We start from the raw sequence: 15,032 nt of genomic DNA on the forward strand, positions 1-15,032 counted from the left end.
CCGACGGCGCCGGACAGAAGATCACCGGCACCGTCACCGACAAGGCCGGCAACACCGCGAGCACCACCACCACCGTCAACCTCGACCGCACCGCACCGGTCATCACCGCCACCGTGCTCGGCGCCACCGCCAACACCGCCGGCTGGTACCGCACCACCCCGACCGTCCACTACACCTGCACCGACACCGGATCCGGCGTGGCACTCTGCCCCGCCGACACCCCGGTCACCGACGGCACCGCCCAGAAGGTCACCGGCACCGTCACCGACAAGGCCGGCAACACCGCCACCATCACCACCACCGTCAGCCTCGACCAGGTCACCCCCACCATCAGCACCACCGTCACCGGCGCCACCCCGAACGCCGACGGCTGGTACAACACCGCCCCGACCATCACGTTCACCTGCGCCGACGACCGTTCCGGTGTCGCCTCCTGCAGCACCGGCAGCACGGTCACCACCGACGGCGCCGGACAGAAGATCACCGGCACCGTCACCGACAAGGCCGGCAACACCGCGAGCACCACCACCACCGTCAACCTCGACCGGACCGCGCCCGGCATCACCTCCACCGTGGTCGGCACGAAGAACAAGGCCGGCTGGTACACGACGGCACCGACGGTCAAGTACACCTGCACGGACGACCGCTCCGGCGTGGCCGCCTGCCCCGCCGACGCGGTGATCACCGACGGCGCCGGACAGAAGATCACCGGCACCGTCACCGACAAGGCCGGCAACACCGCGAGCAGCACCATCAGCAGCACGCTCAACGTCGACCGGACCGCTCCCACCGTCACCGTCACCGGCGCCGTCGACGGCTCGGTCTACGGTCCGGACGCGGCGCCGGTCGTCACCTGCCTCACCACCGACGCGGTGTCCGGGGTCGCCACCCCGGCCGCACGCACCGACCTGGAGAATTTCGGCAAACACACGGTGACCTGTGCCGGCGCCACGGACAAGGCGGGCAACACGGCCACCACGGTGCAGCTGAAGTACACCGTCCAGCCGACCGTCGAGTGGCTCAGCGCGCTGACCCACCGGTACCTCACCGGCGCCTCGGCTGTCACCCTCCGCCAGTTGGACGCCGATCTGGCCGCGCACCGCTGGTCGGCGTACACCGGACGGATCATCGGCCTGGCCGCCGGTGCGAAGCCCGACGTGACGATTGCCAACGCGACCGAGCTCGTCTACTGGGCGGTGATGATGCCGCTGTACAGCTGATCCACACCTGATCACCCGCCGACGGTGGGCCGGGGCTCGTCGAGCTCCGGCCCACCGTCGGCATTATCTACCTAAAAAAACCATAAATATGCTCATAATTGGTCTATGACCCGAACGCCCGCGCTGTCGATCGTCGTGCCGGCCTACAACAGCGCCGCCCTCCTGCGGGAGTTCCTGTCGTCGTGCCTCGCCTCGACGTACCGGGACTTCGAGATCGTCGTGAACGACGACGTCCGGTCGTCGGACGGGACGGCCCAGCTCCTGGACGCCTACCGGGAACGTGGCCTGCGGGTCCGGTACCTCCAGGAGAACCGGTCGATGGCGCAGGGACGCCGGCGCGGCGCGGCCGAGGCGACCGGCGACGTTCTGCTGCATCTCGACACCGACATGACGGTCACCCCGGGCCTGCTCGCCGAATGCGCCGACCTGCTGTCCGGGCCGTACGACGCCCTGGTGATCCCGGAGGAGTCGTTCGGCACCACGTTCTGGGCGCGGTGCAAGTGGCTGGAGAAGAAGTGCTACGACGGCGTCGAGCAGATCGAATCGCTGCGCTGCCTGCGCCGTGACGTCTACGAGAAGCTCGGCGGCCACGACGAGCGCATGGTCTTCTCCGAGGACAAGGACCTCGACCTGCGGGTCCGCGCCGCCGGGTACCGGATCGGCCGGACCCGCAACGTCCTGTTCCACAACGAGGGCGAGCTGCGACTGTCGCGCACCCTGAAGAAGAAGCTCGGGTACGTGACCACGGCCGACGTGTTCGCGCGCGAGCATCCCGAGGCGTTCCGCTGGCAGGTCAACATCCTGCACCGCTTCCGGCTCTACCTGCGCCACGTCGGCTACCTGCGGACCCACCCCCTGCTGTACGGCGGGATGTGGCTCATGAAGATCGGCGAGTTCGGCTTCGGCGCGATCGGGCACCTGCGCGGCCGGGCAGCCTCCGGGCGGGCGGTACGCGCATGACCCGAGTCGCGCACGTCATCGCCGAGTTCTCGGCGCGGGAGGCGATGGGACGCACCGTCACCGAGACCGCGACGAGGGTGCCCGGCGAGCATCACCTGATCACCACGCACGTCGTCGACGGCGCCGGGGCGTTCTCGGGAGTGACCGAGCTCGGCGGCGCCCTGGAGACGTTCCCGCTGGGTCGCGCGGCACCACTGGCCGGGGCACTGGCCGGGATCCGCCCCGACCTGATCCATCTGCACGCCGGGGCGCTCGGACCGCTGATGGCGCTGCACCCGGCGCTGCGGCCGTACCCGAAGGTGCTGACCGTCTACGCCTGGCCGACGCTGCCCGGTCCGCGAGCCTGGCGCCGGAGCACCCTGGCCGAGATGTGGTCCTCCAACGTGCTGCGGCCGCGGGTGGCGGCCACCACGGTGATGCCGGTGCCACTGGCCGTCGCGGCGCTGCGCCGGGCCGGGGTGACCACCGTCCTCACCCCCGACCCGCGCGTGGCCGAACGCCTCGGCCGGTCGGGCGGCCCCCAGGTCGTCCGGTACGCCTGCGGCGCCCCGGACGACGACCGCCGCGCCCACTTCGACCGGGACCACCCGGTCATCGTCTTCGCCGGCCGCGCCGAGACGGTCCGCGGGCTCGACACCCTGCTCGACGCGTTCCGTGCCGTGCGAGCCCGCGTGCCGGGCGTCCGGCTGCGCCTGTTGCTCATCCCCCGGCCCGAACTGCCCGCCATCCTGGCCCGGGCCGGCGCCGCGGGCGACGCGATCGACGTGCTCACGGAGCCGGTGCCGGACCTGCTCGGCGAGTTCGCCGCGGCTCAGGTGGGCACCTGGCCGTTCAAGTTCGACTACACCACCTCGCCCCCGGCGATGGCGCTGGTCGAAGCGATGGCGGTGGGCCTGCCGGTGGTGGGCACGGACGTCTCCTGCGTCCGGGCGGTCCTCGAGGACGGGGTGAACGGCCTGTCCGTGCCGCCGGCCGACCCGCCGGCCCTGGCCCGCGCCCTGGTCACCCTGCTCACCGACGAGGCCGCTTGGCATCGGTACGCCCGTGCCGGTAAGGAGTCGGCCCGTGACCACATGGGCTGGGCCCAGGCGACGGCGCGGGCAGGCGCGGCGTACCGGTCGGTGCTCGGCGCCCGTCCGGACTTGCCCACGGCTTGACGGTGGCATGAGATCCACTTGAGGTTGGGCCGCCATGCTCTACCCATGACGATCTCGCAGCTCACCGCCACCGCCACCGCCACCGCCACCTTCGTCCAGGGTCCCGGCGAGGCAGCCGTCGACCTGACCCTCGTCCTGCCCCGGCACGGCTCCCCCTCCGCCCTGCGCTACGTCGTCGAGCGGATGTGCGAGGCGCTCTACGCGCAGTGCATCAGCTTCGAGATGGTGGCCGCCATCTCCGACGCCGAGACCGGCACCGGCCGGTGGATCGGTTTCCTGGACGTCGCCGAGGGTGCGGAGATCGACGCCTACGGTGTCATCGAACTGCTCCACCAGGCGCGCGACCGCGCCGCCGCCTGAGACCTGAGGGTGACATCACGCGCCGGACCGGCATTTCGCCTTGGATATCCGGCCGAGTGACCGATCAGAGGTCTGTCCGATCCCGCCATCGCCCCCCGGAGGAGCCGTGCCCAGGCCACGCGCACTCGTTGTCGAGGACTCCCCCGAGTTCATGATGATCTGCCGTCATCTGCTGGAGAAGGAGGGCTTCGAGGTCTTCGCCGCCGGCGACGGCCAGGAGGCCGTGGCCCGGGCCAAGAAGCAACGGCCGGACATCGCGATCCTGGACCTCGGCCTGCCAGACGTCGACGGCATCGAGGTGTGCCGGCAGATCCGGCAGTTCACCGATGCGTACATCATCATGGTCACCGGCCGTACCGACGAGCTCGACAAGGTGGTCGGCCTCTCCGTCGGCGCCGACGACTACGTCACCAAACCGTTCTCGCCGCGGGAGCTCTCGGCGCGCATCCAGGCGATGCGGCGCCGGCCGCGCGCCTCCGCCCAGGCCCAGCGCGAAGCCGTCCGCGAATACGGCGACCTGCGCATCGACCTCGAGGTCCGCGAGGTGTCCCAGGCCGGTGTGGTGCTCGAACTCACCAAGATCGAGTTTGATCTGCTCGACCTGCTCTCCTCCGCGCCTCGCCGCACCTTCACCCGGCGCCAGCTGCTGGAGGACGTCTGGGGCGACAATTTCTACGGCGATGACCACATCATCGACGTGCACGTCGGCAACCTGCGGCGCAAGCTGGGTGAGTCGGCCTCGGCGCCGCACCACATCCGTACGCTGCGCGGCGTCGGCTACCGGTTCGAGCCCTGACGCCTACCTAGCGGCGACCGCGGCGCCACCGGGAGGTGTGCGCCGCCTGCACCACGGCCGCGACCAGCGGCGCCACCGCGTCGCCCGGCGATCCGGTGGTATCCACCATCAGCTCGGCGCAGCGGGCCGGCCGCTCGGCGAGCAGCCGGCGGAAACGGTCCTGCTGAGCTCGCTGGCCGGCCAGGCTGCGCTCCGGTTTGCGGCGATGGATCACCTCGGCCGGCGCGTCGGGCAGCACCAGCAGGTCCGGCGCGGGCACCAGGAATTCCACCAGGCGAGCCGCCCGGGAGCCCGGCCACGGCGACTCCCGCAGGTCGAAGACCCAACGGTCGGCGATGACCACGCGCCGGCGGGCCAGGGCCGGCGTCACGGTGCGCAGATAGCGCCAGCTGTACTCGCCGGCGTAGAACCAGGCCGCGGCCCGGCGCAGCCAGACGTGATCCGCCGGCGGTTCGTCCACCTCGGGCCCGCCTGCTCCGCGCCCGGTCGTCCCGGGCGTGGGCGCGGTCGAGCCGACGCCGAGCACGCGACGGGCGAACGCGACCCCGGGCAGGTTGCCGCGTGCCATGCCGAAGTACGCGGACGCGGTCACGAACCCACTGCGGCGCAGACTCTCGTCCAGCGCGGCGGCGACCGTGGACTTGCCGGCGCCGTCCGTGCCCACCAGGGCGACCACGACCCCGCGGACCCGCAGACCCAGCGGCCCGGCAGCCGGCCCGGCAGGCAGAACGCCGCGTCGCTGCGCCCACGTCGCGCCCAGCACACCAGGCGCGAGACTGCGGGCGGCCAGGCGCCACCGGGCCCGCCGGGGAAGGCCGGCCACGGCCCGGGCCCCGCCCGCGGCCCGGAGCAGATCCGCGGCGACGCCCGCGCCGAGCTGTCCGGTGAGTCGCCGCGCCAGCCCGGATCGGTCCTCGCGCCCCGCCGCCGCCCACGCCGCGACCGCCTCGGCGAGGCGGTCGGGGGCCGGTATCCGTCCGCGCAGGACCGGGCGTACCAGCAGGTCGGCAACGGCAGCGGCACCGGTCAGCCGATGCGTGACCGGGTCGGCGGTGACCTCCGCGGCCGGGACCAGCAGGATCGGCCCGACGCGCAGGTCACCGTACGTGAGGTCCACGACGGCCAGCCCGCCGCCGGTCTGCACCGCGACGCTGGTGTGCCGCAGCCGCCGTGGATCCGCGGCCTCGGCGATCACCGCACAGGTGTGCCGGAGGGCGAGGGCGGCGATCGGGTCGGACGCGGCGCACCAGACGTCGAGGTCGGCCGGCCCGGTGTCAGCCACCCAGCGGTCCGGCGCGCCGGTGGCGCCCTGCCAGGCCCACGGCAAGCCGGACTCGGCGAGGACCGCGGCGACGGAGTCCCGCACCTCGGCCCGGCTCGGCGACGGGAGGAGCAACTTCTCGGACATCGTCCTGAGTATCGTTCCCGGCGACGCGGCGCGAGCTGATTCCGGAAGAACGGCGACGGCCGGAACCGGCAGCTTCCCCGGTGACCGGCCGATACGGGTGACGTGCAGATCGATCTCGGACGCGCCGGTAATGCCCTGCTACGAGCCGCCGGTCCGATCGCGGTGGCCGTCGCCGTGCAGAGCGCCGGGAACCTGGCCTTCCATGCGCTGGTCGGCCGGCTCCTCGACCCCGCGGCGTACGGAGCGCTGGGCACGGTCCTGGCCGCGATGGTGATGCTGGGCATTCCGCTCGGCGCCCTGCAGACCGCCGCCTCGGCACACGCGGCGACCCACGGCGCGGGGCGGGACACCACCCGGCGGTCGCTGCGCTCGGTGGCGCTACACGGCCTGCTGCCCGGTGTGGCCACGCTGGCCTGCGCGCCACTGATCAGTGCGTACTTCCATCTCGACGGACTGTCCGAGGCGACGCAACTCGCGCCCTACCTGATCGTGGCCGCGGTGCTCGCCACCGCGCGCGGGCTGCTGCTCGGCACCGGGCAGATCGCCGCGGTGGCCTCCACCTACCTGGTGGCCACCGGTGTACGCCTGGTACTCGGCCTCGGGCTCGCCGTGCCCTTCGGCGTCGCCGGCGCGCTGGCCGCGACCCTGCTGGGTGAGGTGGCCGCTCTGGCCGCCGCGGTCCGTGTCCTGTGGCGTGATCCGGACCGGACATCCGGCGTCCGGCTGCGGTTGAGCGCGGTGGGCAGCGCGGCCGTCGCGGTGACCGGCCTGTTCCTGTTCTCCACGGTCGACCTGCTGCTGGCCCGCCACCACCTCGCGGGCGCCGCCTCCGGCTCCTACGTCGCCGCGGCGACGGTGGCCAAGACGGCACTCGCGCTGCCGGCCGGGATCATGGCGGCCGTCTTCCCCCGCCTGGTCGCGGCGCACGACCGGCCCGGTCGCGGCCGGCTGCTGCTCAGCGTGCTGGCCGCCGTCGCCGGTCCCGCCCTGTTCGGCGCGGCGGTCCTGGCCGCGGCGCCGGCACTGGTGCTGCGCATCCTGTGGGGCGACGGGTACGCCGGTGACACCACGCTGGTCCAGATCCTCGCCGCCGTCGCCGGGATCACCTCCGTGGTGACCGTCCTGACGAACGCCGCGCTGGCCCGCCGATCATGGACGACACTGATCCCGTGGGCCGGTGCCGTGCTCGAGGTCGTCCTCATCCAGCGGTGGCACAGCTCGGCCGCGCAGATAGCCGCCTGCTCGGCCGCGGCGCTGCTGCCCACTCTGCTGGTGGTCGCGGTGACCGAGGGACGCGCCTGGACCCGCCGTGTTCCTCAGGCCCTGCCGGAGGAGACCGCACTGACGGTGGCCGCACTCCGGTAAGGGGTTACACATGAGTTTCGCAGCGCGCACCCTGGTCGAGGCCCTGGCCGGCCCGGCCGCGATCGCCGACGAGCACGGCCGGGTCCTGGTCGCCAACGCCCGGTGGCGGCAGTCCGGTCCGGCTGAAGGCGACGTGCTGACCAGGACCGACCAGGATTGCCCGGCGCACAACCGGCTGCCGGACCTGATCCGGGACATCCGGCCACCGGCGGACGCCGTGCTGACCTGCCGGTGCGGCCCGGTCCCGGCGACGACGATCCGGGTCAGCGGCCTGGAGAGCACCTGCGGTGCGCAGCGCCGCCTGATCGTCCTCGAGACGGCCACCTCCGGTGTGTCCCCACAGCAGTTCCTCGCCCTGCTCGGGCACGAGGTGCGCACTCCGGTCACCACCGTCGTCGCCGCGATCGAACTGCTGCGGGCCCAGACCCTGCCGTCCGACGTCCGGGAGACCGTCGACAGCGTGCATCGGGCAGTGCACGGGCTGCGGCTGCTCACCGACGACCTGCTGGACCTGGCCCGGCTGGAGACCGGAACGCTCCTCACCCGGCCCGGACCTGTGACGGTCCGGGACCTCCTGGAGAGCGTCGCCGAGCCGCTTCAGCAACAGACGCGGGAGAAGGGCATCCTGCTGCTCGCCGCGCGCGAGCCGAGCCTGCCCCCGGTGGTCGAGGGCGACGCCGACCGGCTGCGCCAGGTGCTCGCGGCCGTCGTCGGTAACGCGGTCCGGTACACCGACCGGGGCGAGGTGGTCGTCACGGCGCGGGCGGACGGCGGCGGCGCCTACCTGATCGAGGTCTCCGACACCGGGCCGGGGATCGCCGGGGAGGATCAGGAGCGGATCTTCGAGCCTTTTGTGCAGGCCGGGTTCTCGGCCGCCCGGCGGCACGAGGGCGCCGGCCTGGGCCTGGCGCTGGCCAGGCGGCTCACCCGATGCCTGGACGGAACCTTGACCGTACGCTCGGAGCCCGGCCACGGATCCTGGTTCACCATCCGGCTGCCGCTGCGCCCGCTGCCGGGACCGGCCGGGCCCGGCGTCCGGACGCCGATCCGGACCCGGGTCGCCGTCGCCGCGCCCACCCTCCGTTCCGAGGAGGCACTGGCCTGGATGGTCACCGCCGCGGGCGCCGACGCCGTCCGGGTGAGCCTCGACGAGGTGGTCGCCGGGCGGAGCGGCACCGCCGTCGTGGTGTGGTGCGACGACGCCCACGACCCCACTGCCGACGAACGGGCCGAGGCGATCCTCGCCGCGGTCGGCGATTCCGGCCTGGCCCTGATGGTCAGTGCCACCGATCCGCGCACCGGGGTGGTGCGCCGGACCGGTGTTCTGAGCGCCCCGGTGACCCTCGACCGGCTCACCGCCGCGCTCCACCAGCAGCGCACCGGGGTGCGGGGCGGGCCGCTGCCGGTGGTGCCGCTCCCACCGGGACGAATTCTGCTCGCCGAGGACAACGAGATCAACCGCACCGTGCTGCGCCGCATGATCGGGCTGATGGGAGTCGACTGCGACACCGTCGTGGACGGGGTCGCGGCGGTGGCGGCGGTGCTCGGCGAGACCCGCTACGACCTCGCGCTGATGGACATGCAGATGCCCGGGTTGGACGGGCTGGAGGCCACCCGGCAGATCCGCGCGGCCGGGTGCCGGGTGCCGGTCGTCGCCCTGACCGCGACGGCGCTGCCCGAGGACCGGGAGCAGTGCCTGGCCGCCGGGATGGACGGCTACCTCTCGAAGCCGATCACCTTGGCCGAACTGCGCCGGGCGTTGCTGCCGTATCTGACGACCCCGGCACCGGCGACCACGCCGCCCGTCCCCACGGACCCGCCCGTCCCCGCAGGCCCGGTCGTCCCCGCAGGCCCGGTCGTCCCCACGGACCCGGTCGTCCCCACGGACCCGGTCGTCCCCACGGACCCGGTCGTCCCCACGGACCCGGTCGTCCCCACGGACCCGGTCGTCGCCGCGGGCCCGGTGGAAAACGCCACTCCGGCGGCGCAGCCGGGCCCGCCGGAGGGCAGCGCCCTCTCACTGGTGCAGTTGCACGAGCTCGAAGCCCAGCTGGAGGACCGCGAACTGGTGGCCATGACCATCAGCACCTTCCTGGCCGAGCTCAGTGGGCGCCGGCAGGGCATGACGGACGCGCTCGACACCGGCGAGCACAACCGGCTGGGCGCGATCGCGCACACTCTCAAGTCCTCCAGTGCGCTGCTCGGCGCCGGGCCGCTGGCCGATGCCTGCGCCCGGGTCGAACGTCTGGCCGCCGCGGCCGTCGACGCCGGTGTCCTGGCCGCCGCGGTGGCCGAGGTCGACCGGGCAGCGGCAGCGGCCGAGATCGCGATGACCGTCTACCTCCACGCGGGCTGACCACCCGGAGACCGGACTCCCCGGGCCGTGACGTGCCCGAGCCCGGTCAGCCAGCAGGCGGCATGGCCGGCTCGGGGCACCGGACCGCCACCGATCAGGCGCGATGACCGGCCCGGAGCACCTGGCCGAAACCGGTCAGACGCGGTGACGGCCGGGATGACGGTAACGCCGCAGCTGCCCGCCGGCGGCCGGCGCGAAACGGCGCCGGAGCCACAGGCCGGCGATACCGGACAGCGCCAGCGCACCCGCCCAGGGGACCAGGTCCGCGACGCCGATCCCGGCCGCTCCCGGCGGCACCGCGCCGATCAGCGTACGCAGGTCACCCGCCGGGGTGTGGCCGGTGAGCAGCACACTCGTACCGGCGGCCGCGGCGGCCGTCACTGCGGTGCTGGCCGAGGTGAGGAGCAGGTCCACCGCACCGGCCGGGTCCGCGGTGACGGAACGCTCGGCCTCCGAACCGACTCGCACCTGCACCGCCGAGCCGCTCCGGAAGCCGACGGCGGACACCACCAGCCCACGGCCCGCTCCGGCGGACCGCCACGCGACAGTCAAAGCGTCGGCGTCTCCTCCGTAGCCCGGCCCGTCGGCCCGGGCCGGCATCGGCGCGAGTCCCACGCCGAGCATCGCGGCGGCCAGGGTGAGACCGGCTCTGCGCAGGCCGGATACGGAGGTACGGGCAACGATCACGCTGCGATGGTGCCACGCCTCGGTTGCAGAACCGGTGCCGGAACCCGTCCGCCCGGTAGCTCCGCCGCCCGCCACCCGCCCCGTCCCGCCACCCGCCGATCGGGCAGCAACGGGGAGGTGGGGACGGCCCGAGGTTGCGGACCGCCGGGGCGGCGGGGAGGACCGCGTCGTGGTGCTCGGGCGGGCTGGGCAAGCACCCGTGGTGGTTATGGCGGCCTCGAGACCACGATGAGCGCTCGCCGGCCCCCCGCTCGCCCGGCTGGGCCTCACGGTCGCCTCACGACCGCCAGCACCAGCCGGCCGAGGCCCGGGAGGGGATGAGGGGGCGGCCTGAGGACCGCCGGTGGACGGGGTCAGGGGGTGGGCAGGCGCGGGTGCGGGAACTCGGGGGCGGCCGTTCGTGGACGGGCAGGGGTGGCCGGAACGGAGCCGCGGGAACCGGGATGCCGGGCTCGGGGTCTACGCCGGGCGGGCGGCGGTCACGATCATGCGGTGGTGAGCGGCGGTCAGCGGGTGGCCGTCCTCGCCGTGCCCGGCGACCGTGGTGAAGCCGGCCGCGGCGCACCAGTCCCGGATCTCCGGGAAGCCGAACAGCCGCTTCAGGAACGTCAGCTTGCGCGCCGCGCCGTCCCGGATCACCGTGCGTTCCACCTCGAACCGGGCGGTCAGCGGATCGAAGTGGTGCCGGTCGACGAGCATGTCCCCGTTGTCCAGGGCCGCCGTGATCCGCGACGGCGTCCAGGACGTCAGGAACCGCGCCAGGTTGTCGAGGTCCATCGCGAGCCGGCCGCCGGGGCGCAGCACCCGCACGATCTCGTCGAGCACCGCCCGGTTCGTGGCGTCGTCGAAATACCCGAACGCCGTCGACCAGTTCACCACCCGGTCGAACCGCCCGGTCCACCCGGCCGGCAGCGCCCGCATGTCCCCGGCCACGAAGTCCACCGCCGCACCCCGGGCGGCCGCGTCCGACCGGGCCCGGTCCAGGAACACCTCGGAGAAGTCCAGCCCGGTCACCTCGCACCCGCGCCCGGCCAGCGCGATCGCCAGCGACCCGTGCCCGCAGGCCAGGTCCAGCACGGCCATCCCCGGCTCCAGCTCGAGCAGCCCCCCGACGAGATCAGCCACCGCGGTCCCGCCCACCGCGGTGGGCACCGGCGGGCCGTGCGTCACCCCAGCCCCTCCCCCCGCTGCTCCGCCCGCGAAGAAGTGCAGATAGTCGTCGTCATACATGGCCGAGGCATCGAACAAGTCCACTGTCACCCCCTCGACGCTAGACCGTCCGGGGCGGCGCCGGTCCGCGATCCGGCGCGCGCGATGCTCGCGTTCCGGAACGGCGGGCAGCGCGCGTCACCACCCCCGGCTGGTCCTCACGGCCCTTTCGGGCCGTCCTTAACGGCCACCAGGCCCAGCCCGGCTCGCCGGGTTGGGCGGCAGCGCCCTCATAGAGCTGGATAACGGCCACGAGGACCAGCCGGGGGCGTGACCAGGCGGCTCAGCGCCGGCGGTGTCCGGCGAGCGCCCATGGTTGCTAAACGGGCCGTGACCCGACGATGGGGCTTTCCGGGAATGCCGGGCTGGACGCGAAGGTCGTTGTTGCGCTCGGGGTGGGCTTGGGCGGTGGTGGGGGTCATACGATCGGGGTGTGGCTGGGGTGGTGAGTGGGGGCGGGGCGCCGGCCTTCTGTTATCGGGTGACCAAGTACGACCCGGCGGATCGGGACGAACGGGGGTCCTACGTCGGCGGCGAGGACGTCGTGAGTGATCACGGGGTGGTCGAGGCGGCCTACCTGGCCGCGGTCGGTGCGTTCGCGGCGGACAGCGGGGTGACGACACTGTCGGTCCGGGAGCCCGCCGTGGCCGGTCTGGTCAATTTCGGGGTCGAGCCGGCCGTCGACGGGCACGGGCTGGCCGGGCTGTTCCCGGCGGACCTCGCGGGCTATCACGACGGCGCCGAGATCCCGCTGGCCGTCGGCCTGGAACTGGTGCGGGCGATGCTCCGGGACAACGGCGCGTGGTGCCGCCTCGAGGTCGACGGGCGTTTCTCGGTGCACGTCGGCTGGGACCAGTACGTCTACGTCAGCAGCACCTCGGCCTGTGCCGGCGCCGTCGCGGTCACACACCGGCTCGGGTTGTTCGCCGAGCCGATCCCGGAGTCGCCCTACCTTCCGGAGCCCCCCGAGTCTCCGGTGCGGGCCGCCGGCGACGCGTTCTGGACGGACGTCGCCGGCCTCGTCGCCGCACGAGGGCCGGTGCTGCTGGAGGAGGGTTTCGTCGGGAACGCCTCGCGCTGGCACCGGCTCACCGCCGAGCGGCTCGGCGCCGTCCGGGCCGGGTTGACGCCACGGTCCCGGCTGCTGCTCTGGCCGGACCTGTCCACCGACATCGCGGCGGTGCTGGCCGCTCTGCCCGCGGACGACAGCACCGTCGAAGTCGTCCGGGAGGACCGGTCCGGGACGATCACCAGCCGGTACGCCGAGGAGGACAGCTGCCCGGCGCTGCTCGCCGGCGCGCGGGCCGCTGCCGTCCTGTCGCTCTACGCCGACGAGCGGCATCCCCTGATGACCGCGGTGCTGCCGGACCCCGACGGTGTCCTGCGCGCGCGGTGGGCACCGTGACGACCGGCGAGCCGCACGGAGATCGCGGTGGCTGCGCCGGTCAGCACCTCGCGGCCGAGACCGCGGCGTTGCCGGTGGTGGGCGATGTGGATCCGGGAGAAATTTCCGGCGTGGTGTCGGATTCGGCGGTGGGCGTTCGTGGGATGGGTTGAGGGGTGGCCGGATCGGGCCGCCGGGAGTGAGGAGTGATCCGATGACGCGGTACCTGGTCTCGTTCAACGACGGTGCGATGGACCACATCAAGGACGACGAGTGGGAGGACCTGGCCACGTCCTCCAGGGCGGTGGTGCGGGAGGCCTGGGAGGCCGGGGTGTGGGTCTACGGCGGCGGGCTGCAGCGGCAGCGGGCCAGCGTCGTGGGCACCGACGGGCTGGTCACCGACGGGCCCTACCCGGAGACCAAGGAGGTCATCGGCGGGTTCTCGGTCATCGAGGTGGACACCCGCGAGGAGGCCCTCGCGTGGGCTGCCCGGATCGCGGCGGGGTGCCGGTGCGCGCAGGAGGTCCGGGAGCTGATGCCCGACCCCGAGCACGACAAGATGATCGGCCTGGCTGATCGGCGCAGGTGACGTCCGGACACGGCGACCGGCCGCGTCGACGGCGGCGGGCCAGGGCCGGACCGGCGGGCCGGAGTGGCAGCCAGGGTTCGGGGCCAGGGTGGGGGCGGCGGTCCGGAGCGGCCGCCCCGCCCCGGATGCCCGCTCAGCGATCGGGAGCCGGGACGACGTCGCGCTGCTCGGCGGGACTGTGCACAGGTCGTACCGAAAAAGGATGATGGACCGGAAGCGGTCCGGCGGCTACGGGGAATGGGTCCAGAACAGCAGGACGTAGGCGCCGTAGCTCGCCGAGACGACCGCGAGGGTGACCAGGACCGCGATCACGGTACGGATGCGGGCGGCGGCCAGGGCGATGGCGATCGGCAGCAGCAGCGGGAACGCCGGTACCAGCAGGCGGCCCTTGGCGTGGTAGTAACCGTGACCAAAGATGACCATCGCGATGATCACCAGGGAGAAGACCGCGAGGGGCCAGGCGCGGGCGTCGCCGGAGAGCGCGAAGAACAGGGCGATCGCGGCCACCAGGACCACGGTGCACATCACGATGGCCAGGTCGCTCTTGCCGAGGAGCACGGTGCGGGCGGTCGACAGCGTGTAGTAGCCGTTGTCGTAGTACATGTTCCAGGTGTCCTTCTGGACACTGAAATAGCCGTTCAGGGTGCCGAGCCGGTCGCCGACCCAGCCGACGTAGGCGAGGAAGCCGAGCGGGGCGATCACGCCGCCGAGCCACGGGCGCCAGCTGTCCTGACGGCGGATCACCGCGACCAGCGCGGCCAGGCCGACCGCGGCGACCAGGGCGGCGCCGGTCGGGCGGGTCAGGCCCGCGAGGCTGCAGAGCAGACCGGCGATCAGCCAGTGCCGGCGCAGCACCGCGAACAACGACCACGCGCAGAGCGCGGTGAACAGGGTCTCGGTGTAGCCCATCGACTCGACGATGCCGTGCGGGATGACCGCCCAGACGCCGGCCAGCAGCACGCCGGTGCGGCGGTTGTGCAGGTGCGTCCCGATCGCGAACAGGCCCCACGCGGCGGCCAGGCCGGCCACCCAGGCGATCGTGATCGCGGCGACCGTGGCGTCACCGGGGAGGACGTGGTCGAACGTCCAGATCAGACCGGGGTAGAGCGGGAAGAACGCCAGGTTGCTGGGGAGCGGCGTGCCGTCCGGGCGGAGCGCGAAGGCCGCGTCGTAGCCGCGGCTGATGACCGCGAGGTACCAGCCGCCGTCCCACCGGGTCAGCTGCTGCCAGAAGTCGCGGTGCAGGTTGTCGGCGGTGAGCCAGAACGCGATCAGGCCGGACGCGCGGAGGACGGCGTAGAGGGCCAGGGCCGGCCAGGCGGCCAGGAACCCGATCCGCCCGAGCACGGGCGGCGCCGCGACCGGGGCCGCGACCACCTCGTCCACTGTGGTGACCGGCTCGACCGGCGCTTCACTCCCGGGAGACCGCTGTGCGGGAATCCGGGGTGACCCGGTGATAGTCTCGACATCTTCGGCCGTCAATCTGAGCTCCCCGGTGCGACTGCTTGGCGGTGCCGGGAGCTTACTGGACGTCCATTACG

At 73.3% G+C, this 15,032-nt stretch carries 14 protein-coding genes; 10 read left to right on the forward strand and 4 right to left on the reverse strand.

Going from position 1 to position 15,032, the window contains the following annotated elements:
• The 5 genes from Apa02nite_RS26825 to Apa02nite_RS26845 all read left to right on the forward strand — a co-directional run.
• The coding region (locus Apa02nite_RS26825) for an Ig-like domain repeat protein (RefSeq protein ID WP_507762494.1) at positions 1–1,220 on the forward strand (1,220 nt) is incomplete at its 5' end.
• 105 nt (positions 1,221–1,325) lie between these two features.
• Positions 1,326–2,180 carry a glycosyltransferase family 2 protein gene (locus Apa02nite_RS26830; protein ID WP_203827431.1) on the forward strand — a complete coding sequence of 285 codons (855 nt, stop codon included), beginning with the start codon at positions 1,326–1,328 and terminating at the stop codon, positions 2,178–2,180.
• Positions 2,177–3,337 (forward strand): glycosyltransferase family 4 protein, encoded by a 1,161-nt coding sequence (locus tag Apa02nite_RS26835; protein WP_067700040.1) that lies wholly within the window; start codon positions 2,177–2,179, stop codon positions 3,335–3,337. Before Apa02nite_RS26830 ends, Apa02nite_RS26835 begins: the two co-directional genes overlap by 4 nt.
• Before the next feature lie 45 nt (positions 3,338–3,382).
• Positions 3,383–3,697: a hypothetical protein gene (locus tag Apa02nite_RS26840; protein WP_203827432.1), complete on the forward strand. Its 315-nt coding sequence runs from the start codon at positions 3,383–3,385 to the stop codon at positions 3,695–3,697.
• Between the two features lie 106 nt (positions 3,698–3,803).
• The gene (locus tag Apa02nite_RS26845) at positions 3,804–4,493 is read left to right on the forward strand and encodes a response regulator transcription factor (RefSeq protein ID WP_083972166.1); all 690 of its coding nucleotides are present in this window, start codon (positions 3,804–3,806) and stop codon (positions 4,491–4,493) included.
• Positions 4,494–4,500: 7 nt separating this feature from the next.
• Here the strand turns inward: Apa02nite_RS26845 and Apa02nite_RS26850 are convergent, their stop codons facing one another.
• On the reverse strand, positions 4,501–5,901 hold the full coding sequence (locus Apa02nite_RS26850) for a nucleoside/nucleotide kinase family protein (protein ID WP_203827433.1): 1,401 nt from the start codon (positions 5,899–5,901) through the stop codon (positions 4,501–4,503).
• A 102-nt stretch (positions 5,902–6,003) separates the two neighbouring features.
• On the opposite strand from Apa02nite_RS26850, the gene Apa02nite_RS26855 reads away from it, so the two are divergent.
• On the forward strand, positions 6,004–7,266 hold the full coding sequence (locus Apa02nite_RS26855) for a lipopolysaccharide biosynthesis protein (protein WP_203827434.1): 1,263 nt from the start codon (positions 6,004–6,006) through the stop codon (positions 7,264–7,266).
• A gap of 10 nt (positions 7,267–7,276) precedes the next feature.
• Complete coding sequence (locus Apa02nite_RS26860) at positions 7,277–9,622, forward strand: sensor histidine kinase (RefSeq protein ID WP_203827435.1); 2,346 nt, start codon at positions 7,277–7,279, stop codon at positions 9,620–9,622.
• Positions 9,623–9,757: 135 nt separating this feature from the next.
• Here the strand turns inward: Apa02nite_RS26860 and Apa02nite_RS26865 are convergent, their stop codons facing one another.
• Together Apa02nite_RS26865 and Apa02nite_RS26870 are read right to left on the reverse strand one after the other, a co-directional pair.
• The gene (locus Apa02nite_RS26865; protein WP_203827436.1) at positions 9,758–10,309 is read right to left on the reverse strand and encodes a hypothetical protein; all 552 of its coding nucleotides are present in this window, start codon (positions 10,307–10,309) and stop codon (positions 9,758–9,760) included.
• Between the two features lie 459 nt (positions 10,310–10,768).
• Entirely contained in the window at positions 10,769–11,569 is an 801-nt protein-coding gene (locus Apa02nite_RS26870) for an SAM-dependent methyltransferase (protein ID WP_203827437.1), read from the reverse strand.
• Between the two features lie 382 nt (positions 11,570–11,951).
• Here Apa02nite_RS26870 and Apa02nite_RS26875 point away from each other — a divergent pair, with 382 nt between their 5' ends.
• From Apa02nite_RS26875 to Apa02nite_RS26885, 3 genes are read left to right on the forward strand one after another with little or no spacing between them, the layout of a single operon-like run.
• Positions 11,952–12,923 (forward strand): hypothetical protein, encoded by a 972-nt coding sequence (locus Apa02nite_RS26875; RefSeq protein WP_203827438.1) that lies wholly within the window; start codon positions 11,952–11,954, stop codon positions 12,921–12,923.
• Complete coding sequence (locus Apa02nite_RS26880; RefSeq protein ID WP_203827439.1) at positions 12,920–13,075, forward strand: hypothetical protein; 156 nt, start codon at positions 12,920–12,922, stop codon at positions 13,073–13,075. The genes Apa02nite_RS26875 and Apa02nite_RS26880 overlap by 4 nt, the downstream gene beginning before the upstream one ends.
• 41 nt (positions 13,076–13,116) lie before the next feature.
• On the forward strand, positions 13,117–13,491 hold the full coding sequence (locus Apa02nite_RS26885; RefSeq protein WP_203827440.1) for a YciI family protein: 375 nt from the start codon (positions 13,117–13,119) through the stop codon (positions 13,489–13,491).
• A gap of 228 nt (positions 13,492–13,719) precedes the next feature.
• Here Apa02nite_RS26885 and Apa02nite_RS26890 read toward each other — a convergent pair whose 3' ends face one another.
• Positions 13,720–14,868, reverse strand: a complete 1,149-nt coding sequence (locus Apa02nite_RS26890) for a putative hexosyltransferase (protein WP_203827441.1) — start codon at positions 14,866–14,868, stop codon at positions 13,720–13,722.
• Between the last annotated feature and the right edge of the window lie 164 nt (positions 14,869–15,032).

Origin of the sequence: Actinoplanes palleronii (assembly GCF_016862315.1) — a bacterium.
Taxonomy (GTDB): Bacteria; Actinomycetota; Actinomycetes; order Mycobacteriales; family Micromonosporaceae; genus Actinoplanes; species Actinoplanes palleronii.